The organism is Azospirillum sp. TSO35-2 (assembly GCF_003116095.1).
Lineage (GTDB): Bacteria > Pseudomonadota > Alphaproteobacteria > Azospirillales > Azospirillaceae > Azospirillum.
In genome coordinates this window covers 1223959-1241337 of record NZ_LGRA01000021.1, presented here as the reverse complement: position 1 = coordinate 1241337, position 17379 = coordinate 1223959, and the positions used below count along the sequence as shown (strand labels likewise).

The window sequence follows — 17379 nt, the reverse complement described above, 5'->3', positions numbered from 1 at the left end:
CGCTCCCGACCGCCGGGAACGCTTTGCCCCGCCGTTGGTTGTTCTCCCACGATGCTGCACCGCAGCGGCAGCCGTTGGGAGAGCGACCACCGTGTCCAGCCATCACCTCGTCCGCACCAATCACCGACCCGCCGCCGGGGCCGCCAAGGCCCTCGGCATCGCGGCGCTTGCGCTGGGCGGGCTGGCCGTCGCCAACACGCTGGCCGCCCGCCGGGCGGAGCGGCGCTATCCGCCGCAGGGGCGCTTCGTCACCGTCGACGGCGTGCGGCTGCATTATCTGGAAGCCGGCAGCGGACCGGCGGTCGTGCTGCTGCACGGCAACGTCTCGACCGCCGACGACTTCGTCGCCAGCGGGCTGTTCGACCGGCTGGCGCGGACCCACCGGGTCGTCGCCTTCGACCGGCCGGGCATGGGGCACAGCGAACGGCCGCGCGGTCCTGACTGGACCCCGGCGGAGCAGGCCGACCTGCTGCGCCACGCCTTCGCCGCGCTGGAGATCGAGCGGCCGGTGGTGGTGGGCCATTCCTACGCGACGCTGGTCGCGCTGGCGCTGGCGCTCGACCATCCCGAATCGGTGAGTGGGCTGGTGCTGCTGGCCGGCTACTACTTCCCGACCAAGCGGTTGGACGCCCTGTTCGTGGCGCCGACGGTGGTGCCGGTGCTGGGCGACGTGCTGCGTTACACGCTGTCGCCGCCCCTGGCCAAGGCGTCGATGCCGATGCTGCTGAAGACGCTGTTTTCGCCCTGCCCGGTGCCGGACGATCTGACCGAGACCTTCCCGGCCGCCCTGACCACCCGACCCGGCCAGCTGCTGGCCAACGCCCAGGACGGCGTGACGATGGTCCCGGCAACGGAGGCGATGCAGAGCCGCTACGCCGACCTGACGCTGCCGGTGGCGATCATCGCCGGCGACGGCGACCGCATCGTCGAGCAGGAAGACCAGAGCCCGCGCCTGCACCGGGTCATCCCGCACAGCACCTTGCACCGGGTGGCGCAGGCCGGCCACATGGTCCATCACGCGGCGCCCGATCTGGTGGTGCGCGCCATCGACGCGATGTCGGCCGAATCCGCGCCCGCCCCGTCGAAGACCTACGGCTGATCGGAGGATGGGCGGCCGATCAGACCGGCCGCCGCATCAGGACGCTGCCGCCCTGGTGCGGCAGGCGCGGGTGCCAGGGGATGTCGGCGCGGCCGATCTCGGCGAAGCCCTGGGCCGCGTAGAGGCTGCGGGCCGGCGCGTTGTCGGCCCAGACATGCAGGGTGACGCGGTCGAATCCGCCGGTCCGCGCCCGTCCGTAGAACCAGTCGAGCAGCCGCCCGGCGATGCCCCGGCGCCGCAACGCCGGATCGACCGCCAGCGCCGACAGGAAATAGCTGCCCCAGTCGTGGGTGTCGGAAAAGGACGCCATGTGGGCGACCCGGTCGGCCGGCAGGCCGCTGTAATCCTCCGTCCGGATCCAGTCGGTGGGGTAGCCGTGGGCGATGCCGACCACCCGCCCGTCCAGTTCCGCCACCCCGCTCTGCCGGTGGGACAGCGAGCCGCTGCGGCCGGCGAGGCCGGGCACCAGCATCTCCGCCGCGGTCATCCCCGGCATCAGCCCGTCAAGCAGGAAGCCGTAGACCCCGCCGCCGGCCATGTCGATCAGCCGCGCCAGATCGGGTGCGTCGTCGGCCTCGGCCGGGCGGATGCGGAGGCCGTCGTCGGGCCGGGCAGTCGGGAGGTCGCCGGTCATGGTGGTCGGGCTTTCCTTGGCGGGGAGGATGGATGGCGGGAAGACTCGCCGGCGGGCGGACAGGAAAAGCCCTGGAGACCGAAGTTTCCAGGGCTTTTTGCCGTCATTCGCGTTCACCCCTGATCGGCGGCCCTGTTCAGGTCGTCGCGCAGGCCCAGCAGCGTGTCGCGCAGGGCGCCAAGCTCCTGCAGCGAGCAGCCGGCGGCGGCGGTGATGCGGGCCGGCAGGCATTCGGCCTTGGCCCGCAGCGCCGCCCCCTGCGGGGTCAGATGGATTCGCACCAGCCGTTCGTCCTGCGGGTCGCGGGTCCGGGTGACCAGCCCCTGAGCCTCCATCCGCTTCAGCAAGGGGGTCAGGGTGCCGCTGTCCAGCCCCAGCCGCTCGCCCAGCCGCTTCATCGCCTGACCGTCCTCCTCCCACAGCAGGAGCATCATCAGATACTGCGGGTAGGTCAGGCCCAACGCCTCCAGCAACGGGCGATAGACGCGCGTCATCGCCAGATTCGCCGAGTAGAGGGCGAAGCAGACCTGGTTGGAGAGCAGAAGCGGGTCGTCTTTGTCGGCCGTCATGATGGGAAGTTCCCGCATGTCACAGGGGCCACCGGGGCGCTGCGCACCAGCCGATCGGCCAGCGCACCACGTCTGGGATGCGAAGCATCATCGCATAGTGCGAAGGATCGTCGCGCGCAACATCCGGCGGACCTGTCCCGTGGTCGGCGAAACCTCAAGCGACCGTGGTGGTCACCGGGATGTTGCCCTTGGTGGCGTGGCTGTAGGGGCAGACCTTGTGGGCGCGGGCGACGAGTTCCTCCGCCGTCGCCGTGTCCAGGCCCGGCAGCGACACCAGGAAATCGACCGTCAGACCAAAGCCCTCGCCGTCGTCGCGCGCGCCGATCCCCACCGTCGCGGTGACCGAGACGTCGGCCGGCACGGCGATCTTGTCGCGGTTGCCGACGAACTTCATGGCGCCGATGAAGCAGGCGGAATAGCCGGCGGCGAACAGTTGCTCGGGGTTGGTCGCGCCGCCCTGCCCGCCCAGTTCCTTCGGCGCCGCCAGCGCCACCGACAGCAGCCCGTCGTCGCTCACCGCCTTGCCGTCACGGCCACCGGTCGCCGTCGCCTTGGTCGAATAGAGGGTCTTCATGGCGTTCACTCCTGTTTGGGTTCGGGAAGCGGACCGCCGTCCGCCGAGACAGACAATGGCGTACAATCGAATTGTGCGCAATCAATTTGATCGTGCGTTATTCGATCGTGCGCAATGCATCTGCCGCATGGATGCGCGCCGGCCGGGGTGGCGAGTGTTGCGCCGATCACGTGGAGGTGAAAAAGAAAAAGCCCTGGAACCGTTGGGCTCCAAGGCTTTTCCGCTCCCTTCGGAGATGGTCGGAGCGACAGGATTTGAACCTGCGACCCCCAGACCCCCAGTCTGATGCGCTACCAGGCTGCGCTACGCTCCGTCATTCCGCCGCAGTCGCTGCGGCTTGGCTCCGGAAGGGAACGGGACTATAGCGGCGCTCTTTCGCGGACGCAACCACTCCCGTAAGAATTTTTTACAGCTTTTTGTCCGCCGATTCCGACAGGCGCGACAGCACCGAACGCAGCGATTTCAGCTCGTCCACCACCAGCGTGATCTCATGGCGCAGGGCGTCGGACAGCGACGCGTCCTCGTCGCCATCGGTCGTGTCCGCGCCTTCCGGCCCCTCCCCCGTCGCAAGACCCGGCGTGTCGCCGTCCTCGGCGTCCTCCGGCAGGGGCGGCGTCGGGTCGGACATCCGCCCTTCCTTCAGCAAACGCTGCACGCCCTTGATGGTGTAGCGGTCCTCATACAGGAGCGCCTGGATCCGCCGCAGCAGTTCCACGTCCTCCGGCCGGTAATAACGCCGGCCGCCGCCGCGCTTCAGCGGGCGGATCTGCGGGAACTTGGTTTCCCAGAAACGCAGGACATGCTGCGGCACGTTCAGGTCGGTCGACACCTCGCTGATCGTGCGGTACGCCGTGGCGGACTTCATGGCGGCGTCAGACTGGCGGCGGCACGGCGAACTGCAGCCCGGCGACGGGCCGGGCGAGCGGCGGGCGGGTCATCGGACACGGCCGGGATCAGGACAGCGCCCGCGCGCGCGCCGGCGCCCCACCTTCCTGCACCTCGTTGATCCGATTCTTCAGCACGTGGCTGGCGCGAAAGACCAGGACACGGCGCGGCAGGATCGGCACCTCTTCCCCGGTCTTGGGGTTGCGGCCGACGCGCTCGCCCTTCTGGCGGACCTGAAAGCTGCCGAAGGATGAGATTTTCACCATCTCCCCCCGTGCCAGCGCGTCGGAAATCTCGTCAAGGACGGTTTCGACCAGATCGGCCGATTCGTTGCGCGAAAGTCCGACTTCCTGATAAACGGCTTCGCTCAATTGGGCGCGCGTGACGGTGTTCTGGGACATGGTTCGACTTCCCCCCGCAACCAGTCCGAAGACGGTAATCCGGGGAAAGAAGGTCCGTCAATTCAAAAGCTTGGCAGTCGCCACCGCGCCCCCGGCCGCTCTGGAAACCGGTGCGGTGCAGCAATGACGCGGCGGGAGGGAAAGCGGAGGCGGTGCCGGCCGGCAATCCCTACCAGCGGATCAGCGCGGAGCCCCAGGTCAGGCCGCCGCCGATGGCTTCCATCAGCACCAGATCGCCGCGCTTGATCCGGCCGTCGGCCACCGCCTCGCCCAGCGCCAGCGGGATCGACGCGGCCGAGGTGTTGCCATGGCGGTCGACCGTCAGCACGACCTTTTCCGGCGCCAGCTTCATCTTGCGGGCCAGCCCGTCGATGATTCGCCGATTCGCCTGGTGCGGCACCAGCCAGTCGACGTCCGACGCCTCCAGCCCGTTGGCGACCAGCGCCTCCTCGACCACCGCCGACAGCTTGCTGACGGCGTGGCGGAAGATTTCCTGCCCGTGCATGCGGACATGGCCGATGGTGCCGGTCGACGAGGCGCCGCCGTCGACATAGAGCAGACCGTACTGGCTGCCGTCGGAATGGAGATGGGCCGACAGCAGGCCCTGGTCGGCCGAGTCGCCCCGGCCCTCATAGCCTTCCAGCACCACGGCGCCGGCACCGTCGCCGAACAGCACGCAGGTGGTGCGATCGTTCCAGTCGAGCAGGCGCGAGAAGGTTTCCGCCCCGATCACCAGGGCACGACGGGCCTGGCGGTTGCGCAGGAAATTGTCGGCGACCGACAACGCGTAGACGAAACCGGCGCAAACCGCCTGGATGTCCATGGCGAAGCCGGCGGTGCCCAGCGCCGCCTGAACCTTGGTCGCCGTCGCCGGGAAGGTGTTGTCCGGCGTGGTGGTGGCCAGGATGATGCAGTCGATGCTGCTGGCCGGCACCCCGGCATGCTCCAGCGCGCGGGTCGCCGCCGCGATGGCGAGGTCGGAGGTGTTCTCCCCCTCCGCCGCGATGTGGCGCGACTTGATGCCGGTGCGCTGGACGATCCATTCGTCGGTCGTGTCGACCCGCTGTTCCAGATCGTGATTGCTGACGACGTTGGCCGGCAGGTGGATACCGCAACCCAGAACTCGGGAACGCATGACCATGGTTCAGCCCGCCGCCGCCTTCGTGTCGGGAAGAGGGGGCACGTCGGCTATGCGCCCCATCTCTTCCTTGATGCGCTCGTTGAAGCCGTGCGCAGCAAGATTGATCGCAACCGCGACGGCGTTGGCGAAACCGACCGGGTCGGTGCCGCCATGGCTCTTCACGCAGACCCCGCGCAGGCCAAGGAACATCGCGCCGTTGTAGCGGCGCGGGTCGATCCGTTCGCGAAAGCGCTTGAAGGCGCCACGCGCCAGCAGATAGCCGATTCGCGCCAGGAACGACGTCGCGAAGGTGCGGCGCAGGAATTCGGAGAACAGCTTCGCCGTCCCCTCCGCCGTCTTCAGCGCCACGTTGCCGGTGAAGCCGTCGGTGACGATGACGTCCACCGTGCCGAGCCCGATGTCGGTGCCCTCGACGAAGCCGTGGAAGCGGCCGGGCAGCGGCATGTCGCGCAGGCTGGCCGCCGCGGCACGCACCACCTCGTTGCCCTTCATGTCCTCCGACCCGATGTTCAGCACACCGATCGACGGCTCCGGCAGGCCCAGGATGGCGCGCGCGAAGACAGCCCCCATCACGGCGAACTGGACGAGGTTTTCCGGCTGGCATTCGGCGTTGGCGCCGAGGTCCAGCATCACGCTCTCGCCCCGTTGCGTCGGGAAGAAGGAGGCCATCGCCGGCCGGTCGATGCCCGGCAGCGTCTTCAGCACGAACTTGGCCATCGCCATCAAGGCGCCGGTGTTTCCAGCCGACACCACGCAAGCGGCCTCGCCCGACGCCACCGCGTCGATGGCGAGCCGCATGCTCGACTGGCGGCCGGCGCGCAGCGCCACCGCCGGCTTGGCGTCACCGGCCACGAAGTCGGCGGTGTGGCGGATTTCCGCCACCGCCTTCAACGCGGGCCGCTGGTTCAACAGCGGCTCAAGCCGCTGCTGGTCGCCAAACAGCAGAAAGCGCACGTCGGGATGACGTTCCCGCGCGATGTCCGCCCCGGCAAGCACCATGTCGGGACCAAGGTCCCCACCCATGGCATCCAGGGCGATGGTCAGGCGCTGGCTCACCGCGAGCAGGCTCCCCGGCTAAGACCCCGGCGGGGACGGCGAGCGCCCCCGATCATCGAGACCTGAAACAACGCGAGCTGGATCAAGCGGCCGCGGTGCCGCTCTGAACCACTTCACGCTGGTCGTAATGGCCGCAAGACCCGCAGACGTGGTGCGGACGCTTCAGCTCGCCGCAGTTCGGGCACTCGTTGTAGGCCGAGGTCGGCAGAGCGTGGTGCGAACGCCGCATGTTGCGCCGCGACTTGGAGGTCTTCTTCTTCGGAACAGCCATGACCGTAAACTCTCTTCATTGGAAAGGGCGGCCCGAACAGGGGCCGCCCAGCGCGAGCGGCATTCAATAAGGCAAATGCCCCCAAAGGGCAAGCCCGAACAACCCGGTTTTCACACCACGCCCGCCACGCATTGGAGGGGGTGGAGTCGGGGTCAAATACTCGGGTCGTCTCCGGGCCCGAATCCGGCCTAGTTCCGCGATTTCAACCGGTCCAGCACGATGAACGGGTTGGGTTTCTCAGGCTCGGCCGCCGCTTCTTCCTCGTCCGGGCCGTCATCGTAGCCTTCGAAGTCGACACCCGCGGCGCGGGGATAGGGGTCGAGCGCCAGCGACAGATGCTGCGCCGTCAGCTCGCCGATGTCGATTCGGTTGTTCACCATCGGCTCGGGAGTGTCCTCGTCCGACAGGGTGGGGTCGATTTCGATCTCGTCGCCCGGATCGTCGATCATCGATTCCGGGGCGAACAGCGCCTCGAACGATTCGGCAACCTGGGCCGGCACCGGCTCCAGCGTGACGACGCAGGTCTGGACCACGTCGGCCTCCAGCGTGCCGGACACCCGGACCATGGTGCCGCCGCGCACCGCGCGCAGCCGCACCGTCGCGGTCAGACGCTCGATCGACTCCAGCTCCAGCCGCTCGGCGAGCGCCCGGCGCTCCGCCTCCGTCGCCTCGATCGTCTCGGTCAGGTCGGCGCGCCGCACCGCATCGGCGCTGATGGTGCGCGAGAATTCGGGGGCCGGCGTGGCGCCGCTCACTGTGCTCATGGCGAAAGACTTCCCAATCGACGACGAAGAGAATGGACAAGGCGGCGGGCGGGCGCCCACGCCCGATTCAGATGCAGCCGTACGGCCGGAAAGGCAAGCCCCGTGGCCGCCGCCGCCCGAAATCCGCAGGGCCGGACAGGCCGAAGGCTCACTCTATATATATGGCGCCGCTCACGCCGGCGGCGGGACGAAGCGGACCTCGCCGCGCAGCAGGTCGGCCAGCGGCTGGTCGGCCAGCGCCGCGGCACCGGCGCGCATGTAGGCGGCGAGCGCGGCGGGCGCCCCCTCCGGCGCCCGTTCCACCGTGCCGTAGACGTTGTTGTCCAGCGCGACCTCCAGCTTGCGGTCGTCGGGGTCGGCCAGCGCCTCGTCATAGGCGCGAATCCGGCCGGCCATGCCGCGGGCCATCGTCTTCACCCGGCGGCCGATGCCGGTGTCGCCGACGCCCATCTCCATCAGCGACGTCTCGAAATCCTCGACCATCGTCTCGTACAGGCGCTGCGACAGTTTGGCCGCCTCGGCCCCCTGCCCCTTCAGCCGGCGCATGACCAGGAACAGGTGCAGCGCGATCAGGTCGAACCGGCCGTCGAGCGTGTCCGGCGCCCCCAGCGCCGCGTAGAAGCCCGGCGCCCGCGCCTGGGCGACCACGGCGGTGAACAGACCATCCACCGCCCCGGTTCTCCGCGCCCGCCCGTTGCCGGTCAGCGCGGCCAGGGAACGGCCGATCAGGCGGCCGAAGATGCTGTCTGCCACGAAGCGTCACCCTTTTCCGACTCGGAGTCCCGTTGACAGGGCGAAGCGCCCGGTGCGATTGTCCCGCCTTGTGTGGACGGCCGTCCGCAGCCGGCGCCGTCCACCCCGCCGGCTCCATCATAGCCCGAGCACCATGACCAGATCGAACCTTTCCGCGCACCGCACCGCCCTGGGCCCTGCCTTCCGCACCGCCCTCCGTCCCATCCTGCTGGGCAGCCTCCTGGTCGCCGGCCTGTCCGCCGCCGGCTGCTCGCCCACCGTGGCCACCCGCGGCAACCTGACGGACCCGGAACTGGTGGCCGAGCTGCAGCCGGGCCAAAGCCGCCGCGACGACGTCGCCGCGGTGCTGGGCACGCCGACCTCGGTCGGCACCTTCGATCCCAACGTCTGGTACTACATCGGACAGAAGACGGAGAAGACCGCCTTCTTCGAACCGGAGGTGACGGAGCGCCGCGTCGTCGTCGCCCGCTTCGACAACACCGGCGTCCTGCGCGAGATCAAGACGCTCGACAAGTCGAACGGCAACGACATCGATCTGGTCGAGCGCACGACCCCGACCGCCGGTCGCGAGCTGGGCTTCCTGGAACAGATGATGGGCAACGTCGGCCGCTTCTCGGCCAAGGACACCAAGGGCAAGGGCCCCGGCAGCTGACCGGGCTCCGGTTGCGAGCCTGATGACCCTGGACACCGACCTGCGGCACATGCGGGCCGCCCTGTCGCTCGCCGGCCGCGGGCTGGGGCGGACCTGGCCCAATCCGGCGGTCGGCTGCGTGCTGGTCCGCGACGGCGCCGTCATCGGCCGCGGCTGGACCCAGCCCGGCGGCCGGCCGCACGCGGAGACCGAGGCGCTGGCCCGGGCGCGCGACAGCGGCGCCGGCCCCGACGGCGCCACCGCCTATGTGACGCTGGAACCCTGCAACCATTATGGCAAGACGCCGCCCTGCGCCCTGGCGCTGGTCGAGGCCAGGGTGGCGCGCGTCGTCGTCGCCTGCCAGGACCCCGACCCGCGGGTGGCCGGCGGCGGGCTGGCCCGGCTGCGCGACGCCGGCATCGCCGTCACCACCGGCGTCTGCGAGGCCGAGGCGCTGGCCCTGAACGAGGGCTTCTTCAGCCGCATCCAGCACGGCCGCCCGCTGATCACGCTCAAGCTGGCGAGCACGCTCGACGGCCGGATCGCCACCCGCAGCGGCGAGTCGCAATGGATCACCGGGCCGACGGCGCGGGCCTGGGGCCATCGGCTGCGCGCCAGCCACGACGCCATCATGGTCGGCATCGGCACCGCGCTGGCCGACGATCCGGAGCTGACCTGCCGCCTGCCCGGCCTGGACGACCGCAGCCCGGTCCGCGTCGTGGTGGACAGCCGCCTGCGCCTGCCGCCGACGGCCAGGCTGGCGACCGGCGCGCGCCAAGTGCCGACCTGGGTGGTGACCGGTGATGCGCCGGACGGGGCCAGGGCCGCCGCCCTGGCCGCGCTCGGCGTCGAGGTGATTCCGGTCGCCACCGACGGGGCCGGCCGCGTCGATCCGCAAGCCGCCGCCGCGGCGCTGGCGGCGCGCGGGCTGACCCGGGTGCTGGTGGAGGGCGGGGCCGCGCTGGCCGGGTCGCTGCTCGGCGCCGGGCTGGTCGACCGGCTGGAGTGGTTCCGCGCCGCGTCGCTGATCGGCGGCGACGGGTTGCCGGCGGTCGCCGGTTTCGGGGTGGAGTCCCTGTCCGCCATGGCCCGCTTCGAGCGGATCGGGGTCCGCCCGGCCGGCGCCGACCTCGCCGAGAGTTACCGCCGGCTCCGGCCCGGCCCATCGGCGTGAGGCGCGCAACAGACCGTTGCGTCCGGCGCGGCGTCGCGCGCGCTTCCCCTGGCCGCGAAACCTGCTAAATTCGCCGCTATGTTCACCGGAATCATCACCGATGTCGGGCGCGTCCAGGCCGTGGAACGGCAGGGCGACACCCGGTTCACCATCGAGACCGCCTTCGACACGGAGACGATCGCGATCGGGGCGTCCATCGCCCACAACGGCGTCTGCCTGACGGTCATCGAAAAGGGACCGGGGGCCTACGTCATCCAGGCGTCGGGGGAGACCCTGTCGAAGACGACGCTGGGCGGCTGGCAGCCGGGCACCCGCGTCAACCTGGAACGCGCGCTGAAGGTCGGCGACGAACTGGGCGGCCACATCGTGTCCGGCCATGTCGACGGCGTCGGCCGGCTGCTGTCGGTCCGTCCGGAGGGCGAGTCGCTGCGCCTGACCTTCGAGGCGCCGGCAGCCCTCGCCAAATACATCGCCCCCAAGGGGTCGGTCGCCATCGACGGCGTGTCGCTGACCGTCAACGAGGTCGACGGCAACCGCTTCGGCGTGAACATCATCCCCCACACCCAGACCGCCACGACCTTCGGCGGCCTGAAGGAGGGCGATCCGGTCAATCTCGAAATCGATATGCTGGCGCGCTACGTCGCCCGGCTCGCGGGGCAGGAATGACGTCCGAGTTTCACAAGTACCTGTCGACGGCCGAAGAGATCATCGACGAGGCGCGTCAGGGCAGGATGTTCATCCTGGTCGATGACGAGGACCGGGAGAACGAAGGCGATCTGGTGATCCCTGCCTCCTGCGCCACGCCGGAAGCGGTGAACTTCATGGCCAAGCACGGGCGCGGCCTGATCTGCCTGACCATGGACCGGCCGAACATCGAGCGGCTGCGCCTGCCGCTGATGGCGCAGCAGAACGCCTCGCGTCACCAGACCGCCTTCACCGTGTCGATCGAGGCGCGCGAGGGGGTCACCACCGGCATCTCCGCCGCCGACCGCGCCCGCACCATCGAGGTGGCGATCGACCCGAAGTCCGGTCCGCAGGACCTCGCGACGCCGGGCCACATCTTCCCGCTGCTCGCCCGCGACGGCGGCGTCCTGGTCCGCGCCGGCCACACCGAGGCGTCGGTCGACATCGCCCGGCTGTCCGGCCATTCCTCGTCGGCGGTGATCTGCGAGATCATGAACGACGACGGCACCATGGCCCGCCTGCCGGACCTGGTGCAGTTCGCCCAGTTCCACGGGCTGAAGGTCGGCACCATCGCCGACCTGATCGCCTACCGCCGCCGCACCGAAACCATCGTCGAGCAGGTGCTGGCCGGCACGCTCGACAGCCGCTACGGCGGGCGGTTCCAGAGCTACGTCTACATCAACAAGATCCAGTATGCGGAGCACATCGCCCTGGTGCGCGGCGACATCTCCGGCGACGAGCCGGTGCTGGTGCGCATGCACGCCCAGTCGGTGCTGGACGACGTGCTGGGCGACCGCAACTCCGGCCGCGGCAACGACCTGCACGCCTCGATGGAGCTGATCGCCAAGGAAGGCCGCGGCGTCGTCGTTCTGCTGCGCGAGCCGAACCCGAACGGCCTGTCCACCGTGCTGAAGGCCCGGCTGGAAGGTCAGGCCAGCGTCGCGCCCGAACTGCGCGACTACGGCATCGGCGCCCAGATCCTGCTGGACCTCGGCGTCCGCCAGATGGTGCTGCTGTCCAACCGCAAGAAGCCGATCATTGGGCTGGAGGGTTACGGCCTGACCGTCGTCGGCCACCGCGCGATCACGCCGGGCGCCGCCGACCCCGGCGACGATTGAGCGACCAAGGCCTTGAAGGACAAGATCGCCGCCGGATGACCGACACGCCCCACATCATGGTGGTGGACGCCCGCGTCCACGAGGACATCGCCGAGGAGTTGGCGCGTGGCGCCGTCGCGGAACTGGACCGCGCCGGCGCCACGCACATCCGCTATGGCGTTCCCGGCTGTCTGGAGATTCCGGCGGCGATCATGTACGCCATCCGCTCGATGGATTTCTTCACCGCCCGCAAGCGGTTCGACGGCTATGTGGCGCTCGGCTGCGTCATCCGGGGCGAGACGACGCGCTACGAAACGATCTGTGCCGAAAGCGCCCGCGGGCTTCAGGATCTGGCGCTGCGCTACGCGCTGGCGGTCGGAAACGGCATCCTGAACGTGGAAAGCCGCGAACAGGCCTGGGCCCGGGCCAATGTCGGATCGCAGAACATGGGCGGCCGGGCGGCGCGGGCCTGCCTTGACATGATTGACCTGAAGCGCAAATTCCGCCTCTATCCGCGCTAACCCCGACATCTCCCTCTTTTAGCGACTGCACGATCATGAGCAACGACGACACGGCCAGCCCCGTGACACCCGAGCACGCCTCCGGCGACACCAAGGGTGGGAAATCGAAATCCGGCAAGTCGAGGACGGGCAAGTCCAAGACCGGCGGCGGGTCCGCCAAGGCGCGCCGCAAGGCCGCCCGGCTGGCCGCCGCGCAGGCGCTGTACCAGATCGACCTCGCCCAGGCGCCGGTCGAGAACGTCGTCGGCGAGTTCGTCGCCCATCGGCTGGGCGAGGAGATCGACGGCGCCAAGTTCGTCGCCGGCGATCCGCAGCTGTTCGCCGACATCGTGCGCGGCGTCACCCACCGCCGGGCCGAGGTCGACGGGGTGCTGGGGGCCGCGCTCGACCCGCGCTTCCCGATCGACCGGCTGGAGCTGCTGCTGCGCGCCATCCTGCGCGCCGGCGCCTATGAGATCGCCGTGCATCTCGACACCCACCCGCGCATCCTGATCAGCGAGTATGTCGACGTCGCCCGCGCCTTCTTCTCCGGCCGCGAGCCGGCGATGGTCAACGGCGTGCTCGACCACGTCGCCCGCGCGCTCCGCGCCGACGATCTGGCCAAGCCCGACCCCGGCCGCGCGTCGTCGTCGGAGGAGTGAGTTTGCGCGCCGCCCCCCGATGACCACACCCGCCAAGCCCCTCGGCGAGTTCGGCCGGATCACCCGCTTCTTCAAGCCGCTGGCCGCCGGTTTCGCCGGGGCGCGCGGCTTGCGCGACGATGCCGCGGTGTTCGGTGTGCCGGAGGGGCAGGAACTGGTGGTCACCACCGACGCCATGGTCGCCGGCGTCCATTTCCTCCCCGACGACGCGCCGGGTGACATCGCGGCCAAGCTGCTGCGCACCAACCTGTCCGACCTCGCCGCCATGGGGGCGGCGCCGCTGGCCTACACGCTGGTGACCGCCCTGCCCCGCGGCACCGGCGAGGCGTGGCTGGAGGCTTTCGCCGCCGGGCTGGGCGCGGACCAGGAGCGGTTCGGCATCGGGCTGGCCGGCGGCGATTCGGTGTCGACGTCCGGCCCGATCACCCTGTCGGTGACCGCCTTCGGGCTGGTGCCGGCCGGCCGCGCCCTGCCGCGCTGGGGTGGGCGGCCGGGCGACCGGCTGTTCGTGACGGGGACGATCGGCGACGCCGCCCTCGGCCTGCAAATCGCCTTCGGCGCGCTGGACGTGCCGGACGAGGAGACCCGCGGCCATCTGCTGCGCCGCCTGCGCCGGCCGGATCCGCGCACCACCGTCGGGCCGCGCCTGATCGGGCTGGCCAGCGGCGCGCTCGACGTGTCGGACGGGCTGGTCGCCGACCTGGGCCACCTCTGCGAGGAATCGGGGTGCGCCGGGCTGCTGCGCGCCGACGTCGTGCCGCTGTCGCCGGCGGCGCGCGGGGCGATCGACGGCGATCCGGCCCGGCTGGCGCTGGCGCTCACCGGCGGCGACGATTACGAGCTGCTGTTCAGCGCCCCGCCGGCGGCGCGCGAGGCGCTGGCGCGGCTGGCCGCCGATTCGGGCGTGGCGATCACCGAGATCGGCGAGCTGCTGCCGGCCGGTACCGATGCGGAGGCCGGCGCGGTGACGGTGCTGGACACGGCCGGCGCGCCGATGGCCCTGCCCCACCGCGGCTGGGACCATTTCTGACCCCCGCACCCATCCGCCCCGCTTAAGACAATCGAAAGCACCCGCGGCGCAGGGTGCGGCTTCTCACAGCGAAGGTGTGGCGCCGTGGTCAAGGCCCTGATCGTGCTCGTGCTGGGCATCCTGCTGCTGGGCGGTGCCAGTTTCGGCGGCTGGACCGCCTACCAGAAATACTACGTCAACGCCCATGAAGAGCCGAAGAAGGTGGAGCCGCCGCCCAAGCCGCCCACCGCCTTCGTCCGCCTGCCGCCGCTGGTCGCGCCGATGCTCGGCCCCACCCGAGTCGAGCAGTTCGTCACCGTCGTGGTCGCGGTGGAGGTGATGCTGGAGAAACAGCCGATGGTGCAGGCCAACCAGCCCCGGCTGACCGACGCCTTCCTGACCGCGCTGTATGGCGGCATCGCCGACAAGTCGATCCTCAACGGCTCATTGGTCAATATTCCTGCCGTAAAGGCCAAATTCATGGAAGCGGCGATCAAAGTCGTCGGCAAGGACGCGGTGCACGATGTCCTGGTACAGGCGGTCACCCAGCGCAATCTCTAGCACCACCGCCGTCCGCACCGACCCCGCACCCATTGTGCACCGCAAGACCGTGGTGATACGGACAAAAGTCAGAGGCAGACCCGGCCATTTCGCCGCGCTGCCGGCGGCGGAGTCGCGGTTGCAAAGCGGCCCTGCCTTGGGCATGCTTTTTCCCGAGAATACTTGCGCCCGACTTCCCCCTCACTTCCATCGATCGGGGGCAGCCTTTCTGGGGCGCGACCTTTAAAAAATCGGGGGATGCGATGGCTTTAGCGTTCATCGTCATCATTGCCGCCGGCCTGCTCGCACTGGCCTACGGCTTTCGCACCGGAAAGGAGGTCATGGCCGCATCGCCGGGTTCGGAGCGCATGCAGGCCATCGCCGCCGCGGTGCAGGAGGGCGCACGCGCCTATCTGAACCGCCAATACACCACCATCGCGATCGCCGGCGTCGTCCTGCTGGTGATCCTGGGCATCACGCTCGGGCTGCCGGTGATGATCGGCTTCCTGATCGGCGCCGTGCTGTCGGGCACCGCCGGCTACATCGGCATGAACGTGTCGGTCCGCGCCAACGTCCGCACCGCGGAGGCGGCGACCCGCGGGCTCGCCCCGGCGCTGGACATCGCGTTCAAGTCCGGCGCCATCACCGGCATGCTGGTGGTCGGCCTTGGGCTGCTGGGCGTCGGCGGCTATTTCGGCCTGATGACCACCATCTACCACGTCAACGATCCGGTCGAGATCCGCACGGTGCTGGAGGCGCTGGTCGCGCTCAGCTTCGGCGCCTCGCTGATCTCGATCTTCGCCCGGCTGGGCGGCGGCATCTTCACCAAGGGGGCCGACGTCGGCGCCGATCTGGTCGGCAAGGTCGAGGCCGGCATCCCGGAGGACGATCCTCGCAACCCGGCGGTCATCGCCGACAATGTCGGCGACAACGTCGGCGACTGTGCCGGAATGGCCGCCGACCTGTTCGAGACCTACGCCGTCACCATCGTCGCCACCATGCTGTTGGCGGCGATTTTCTTTACCGGCGGGGTGTTGCGCCTGATGCTGGTCTATCCGCTGCTGATCGGCGCGGTGTGCATCCTGGCCTCGGTCGCCGGCACCTACGCGGTGCGGCTCGGCCCCGACAACAACATCATGAACGCGCTGTACAAGGGGTTGGCCGTCGCGGCCGGGATTTCGCTGGTGCTGATCCTGGTCGTCACCGCCATCCTGTTCGGCTTCACCCGCGCCCTGCCGATGAGCGACGGCACGGCGGTCTCCGGGTTGAACCTGTTCGTCTGCGCCCTGGTCGGGCTGGGCGTCACCGGCCTTCTGGTGTGGATCACCGAGTATTACACCTCGACGGTCTTCAAGCCGGTGCGCAGCATCGCCAAGGCGTCGGAGACCGGCCACGGCACCAACGTCATCCAGGGGCTGGCGGTGTCGATGGAATCGACCGCCCTGCCGGTGCTGGTGATCTGCGCCGGCATCCTGATCGCCCATGGCCAGGCCGGCGTCTTCGGCATCGGCATCGCCGCGACGACGATGCTGGCGCTGGCCGGCATGGTGGTGGCGCTCGACGCCTATGGCCCGGTGACCGACAACGCCGGCGGCATCGCCGAGATGTCGGACATGCCCGCCAGCATCCGCGTCACCACCGACGCGCTGGACGCCGTCGGCAACACCACCAAGGCGGTGACCAAGGGCTACGCCATCGGCTCGGCCGGGTTGGCGGCGCTGGTGCTGTTCGCCGCCTATGTCCAGGACCTCGGCCACTACTTCCCGAACATCCCGGTGGAGTTCCGGCTGAACGACCCCTACGTCGTCGTCGGCCTGCTGGTCGGCGGGCTGCTGCCCTATCTGTTCGGCGCCATGGGCATGACCGCGGTCGGTCGCGCCGCCGGATCGGTGGTGGTGGAGGTGCGGCGCCAGTTCCGCGAGATCCCCGGCATCATGGAGGGCACCGCCAAGCCCGACTACGGCCGCGCCGTCGACATGTTGACCAAGGCGGCGATCAAGGAGATGGTGATCCCGTCGCTGCTGCCGGTGCTGGCGCCGGTGGTGCTGTACATCGTCATCGCCACCATCGGCGGGCGGGCGGCCGGCTTCGCGGCGCTGGGCGCGATGCTGCTGGGCACCATCGTCACCGGCATCTTCGTCGCCATCTCGATGACCTCGGGCGGCGGCGCCTGGGACAACGCCAAGAAGTACATCGAGGAGGGCAACCACGGCGGCAAGGGGTCCGACGCCCACAAGGCGGCGGTGACCGGCGACACCGTCGGCGACCCCTACAAGGACACCGCCGGCCCGGCGGTGAACCCGATGATCAAGATCACCAACATCGTGGCGATCCTGCTGCTGGCGATCCTGGCGCAGTTCGGGTGACGCACCGCGTGTGAACGCACGCTCGTCGCAAAAAAACATCCCCGCGAAAGCGGGGATGTTTTTTGTCTCGGCAATGGCTTGATGCGCGGGGCTACACCCCCGGCGACGCTTCCGGAGCCAACTGTTCCACGAACTCGTTGAAATCGGAGGCTTCGCGGAAGTCCTTGTAGACCGAGGCGTAGCGGATGTAGGCGACCTGATCCAGCGTCTGCAACGCCTCCATGATCCGCTCGCCGATCTGCTTCGACGGGATTTCGCTCTCGCCGGAGGATTCGAGCTGGCGGACCAGGCTGTTGACGACCCGATCGATGCGGTCGGCGTCGATCGGGCGCTTGCGCAGCGCGATCCGCATCGACCGCAGCAGCTTGTCGCGGTCGAAGGGTTCGCGCTGGCCGTTGCTCTTCACCACCGTCAGCTCGCGCAACTGGACGCGTTCGAAGGTGGTGAAGCGCGCGCTGCAACTGGGGCAGAAGCGCCGCCGCCGGATCGCCGAGTTGTCTTCGGTCGGGCGCGAGTCCTTGACCTGGGTGTCCTCGTTTCCGCAGAACGGGCAACGCATCGCTTCAGCA

At 69.6% G+C, this 17379-nt stretch carries 21 protein-coding genes and 1 tRNA gene; 10 read left to right on the top strand and 12 right to left on the bottom strand.

Annotated elements, in window-relative coordinates; genetic code table 11:
• Positions 1–91 precede the first annotated feature (91 nt).
• Positions 92–1099, top strand: a complete 1008-nt coding sequence (locus TSO352_RS21745) for an alpha/beta hydrolase (RefSeq protein WP_109109305.1) — start codon at positions 92–94, stop codon at positions 1097–1099.
• A 19-nt stretch (positions 1100–1118) separates the two neighbouring features.
• Here the strand turns inward: TSO352_RS21745 and TSO352_RS21740 are convergent, their stop codons facing one another.
• The 11 genes from TSO352_RS21740 to TSO352_RS21690 form a co-directional block, all read right to left on the bottom strand.
• Positions 1119–1733 carry a GNAT family N-acetyltransferase gene (locus tag TSO352_RS21740; RefSeq protein WP_109109304.1) on the bottom strand — a complete coding sequence of 205 codons (615 nt, stop codon included), beginning with the start codon at positions 1731–1733 and terminating at the stop codon, positions 1119–1121.
• A 113-nt stretch (positions 1734–1846) separates the two neighbouring features.
• A complete protein-coding gene (locus tag TSO352_RS21735; protein ID WP_109109303.1) occupies positions 1847–2302 on the bottom strand; it encodes a MarR family transcriptional regulator in 456 nt (151 codons plus the stop codon).
• A 154-nt stretch (positions 2303–2456) separates the two neighbouring features.
• On the bottom strand, positions 2457–2876 hold the full coding sequence (locus TSO352_RS21730) for an organic hydroperoxide resistance protein (RefSeq protein WP_109109302.1): 420 nt from the start codon (positions 2874–2876) through the stop codon (positions 2457–2459).
• Positions 2877–3112: 236 nt separating this feature from the next.
• Positions 3113–3189: transfer RNA gene (locus TSO352_RS21725), tRNA-Pro, on the bottom strand.
• A 93-nt stretch (positions 3190–3282) separates the two neighbouring features.
• Positions 3283–3741, bottom strand: coding sequence for a MerR family transcriptional regulator (locus tag TSO352_RS21720; protein WP_109109301.1), 459 nt, complete (start codon positions 3739–3741; stop codon positions 3283–3285).
• An 88-nt stretch (positions 3742–3829) separates the two neighbouring features.
• Positions 3830–4162, bottom strand: coding sequence for an integration host factor subunit alpha (locus TSO352_RS21715; protein ID WP_109109300.1), 333 nt, complete (start codon positions 4160–4162; stop codon positions 3830–3832).
• A gap of 169 nt (positions 4163–4331) precedes the next feature.
• Positions 4332–5303 carry a beta-ketoacyl-ACP synthase III gene (locus TSO352_RS21710; protein WP_109109299.1) on the bottom strand — a complete coding sequence of 324 codons (972 nt, stop codon included), beginning with the start codon at positions 5301–5303 and terminating at the stop codon, positions 4332–4334.
• 3 nt (positions 5304–5306) lie between these two features.
• Positions 5307–6359 (bottom strand): phosphate acyltransferase PlsX, encoded by a 1053-nt coding sequence (gene plsX, locus TSO352_RS21705; protein WP_109109298.1) that lies wholly within the window; start codon positions 6357–6359, stop codon positions 5307–5309.
• An 82-nt stretch (positions 6360–6441) separates the two neighbouring features.
• Entirely contained in the window at positions 6442–6630 is a 189-nt protein-coding gene (gene rpmF, locus TSO352_RS21700) for a 50S ribosomal protein L32 (protein WP_012973646.1), read from the bottom strand.
• Between the two features lie 188 nt (positions 6631–6818).
• Positions 6819–7394, bottom strand: a complete 576-nt coding sequence (locus TSO352_RS21695) for a DUF177 domain-containing protein (RefSeq protein WP_109109297.1) — start codon at positions 7392–7394, stop codon at positions 6819–6821.
• A gap of 171 nt (positions 7395–7565) precedes the next feature.
• Entirely contained in the window at positions 7566–8147 is a 582-nt protein-coding gene (locus TSO352_RS21690) for a ubiquinol-cytochrome C chaperone family protein (RefSeq protein ID WP_247872300.1), read from the bottom strand.
• A gap of 133 nt (positions 8148–8280) precedes the next feature.
• Between TSO352_RS21690 and bamE the strand changes: the two genes are divergently transcribed.
• The 9 genes from bamE to TSO352_RS21645 all read left to right on the top strand — a co-directional run bounded on the left by bamE (position 8281) and on the right by TSO352_RS21645 (position 16810).
• Positions 8281–8799 carry an outer membrane protein assembly factor BamE gene (gene bamE, locus TSO352_RS21685; protein ID WP_109109296.1) on the top strand — a complete coding sequence of 173 codons (519 nt, stop codon included), beginning with the start codon at positions 8281–8283 and terminating at the stop codon, positions 8797–8799.
• 22 nt (positions 8800–8821) lie between these two features.
• Complete coding sequence (gene ribD / locus TSO352_RS21680) at positions 8822–9952, top strand: bifunctional diaminohydroxyphosphoribosylaminopyrimidine deaminase/5-amino-6-(5-phosphoribosylamino)uracil reductase RibD (RefSeq protein WP_247872299.1); 1131 nt, start codon at positions 8822–8824, stop codon at positions 9950–9952.
• Positions 9953–10030: 78 nt separating this feature from the next.
• The gene (locus TSO352_RS21675) at positions 10031–10618 is read left to right on the top strand and encodes a riboflavin synthase (RefSeq protein ID WP_109109295.1); all 588 of its coding nucleotides are present in this window, start codon (positions 10031–10033) and stop codon (positions 10616–10618) included.
• Entirely contained in the window at positions 10615–11754 is a 1140-nt protein-coding gene (gene ribB / locus TSO352_RS21670) for a 3,4-dihydroxy-2-butanone-4-phosphate synthase (protein ID WP_109109294.1), read from the top strand. The genes TSO352_RS21675 and ribB overlap by 4 nt, the downstream gene beginning before the upstream one ends.
• A gap of 35 nt (positions 11755–11789) precedes the next feature.
• On the top strand, positions 11790–12254 hold the full coding sequence (locus TSO352_RS21665) for a 6,7-dimethyl-8-ribityllumazine synthase (protein ID WP_109109293.1): 465 nt from the start codon (positions 11790–11792) through the stop codon (positions 12252–12254).
• Positions 12255–12289: 35 nt separating this feature from the next.
• Positions 12290–12895, top strand: coding sequence for a transcription antitermination factor NusB (gene nusB / locus TSO352_RS21660; RefSeq protein WP_109109292.1), 606 nt, complete (start codon positions 12290–12292; stop codon positions 12893–12895).
• A 19-nt stretch (positions 12896–12914) separates the two neighbouring features.
• On the top strand, positions 12915–13925 hold the full coding sequence (gene thiL, locus TSO352_RS21655) for a thiamine-phosphate kinase (RefSeq protein WP_109109291.1): 1011 nt from the start codon (positions 12915–12917) through the stop codon (positions 13923–13925).
• Positions 13926–14009: 84 nt separating this feature from the next.
• On the top strand, positions 14010–14465 hold the full coding sequence (locus TSO352_RS21650; protein ID WP_109109290.1) for a hypothetical protein: 456 nt from the start codon (positions 14010–14012) through the stop codon (positions 14463–14465).
• 242 nt (positions 14466–14707) lie between these two features.
• Positions 14708–16810 (top strand): sodium-translocating pyrophosphatase, encoded by a 2103-nt coding sequence (locus tag TSO352_RS21645; protein ID WP_109109289.1) that lies wholly within the window; start codon positions 14708–14710, stop codon positions 16808–16810.
• Positions 16811–16901: 91 nt separating this feature from the next.
• Here TSO352_RS21645 and nrdR read toward each other — a convergent pair whose 3' ends face one another.
• Positions 16902–17369, bottom strand: coding sequence for a transcriptional regulator NrdR (gene nrdR, locus TSO352_RS21640; protein WP_109109288.1), 468 nt, complete (start codon positions 17367–17369; stop codon positions 16902–16904).
• Positions 17370–17379: the final 10 nt, after the last annotated feature.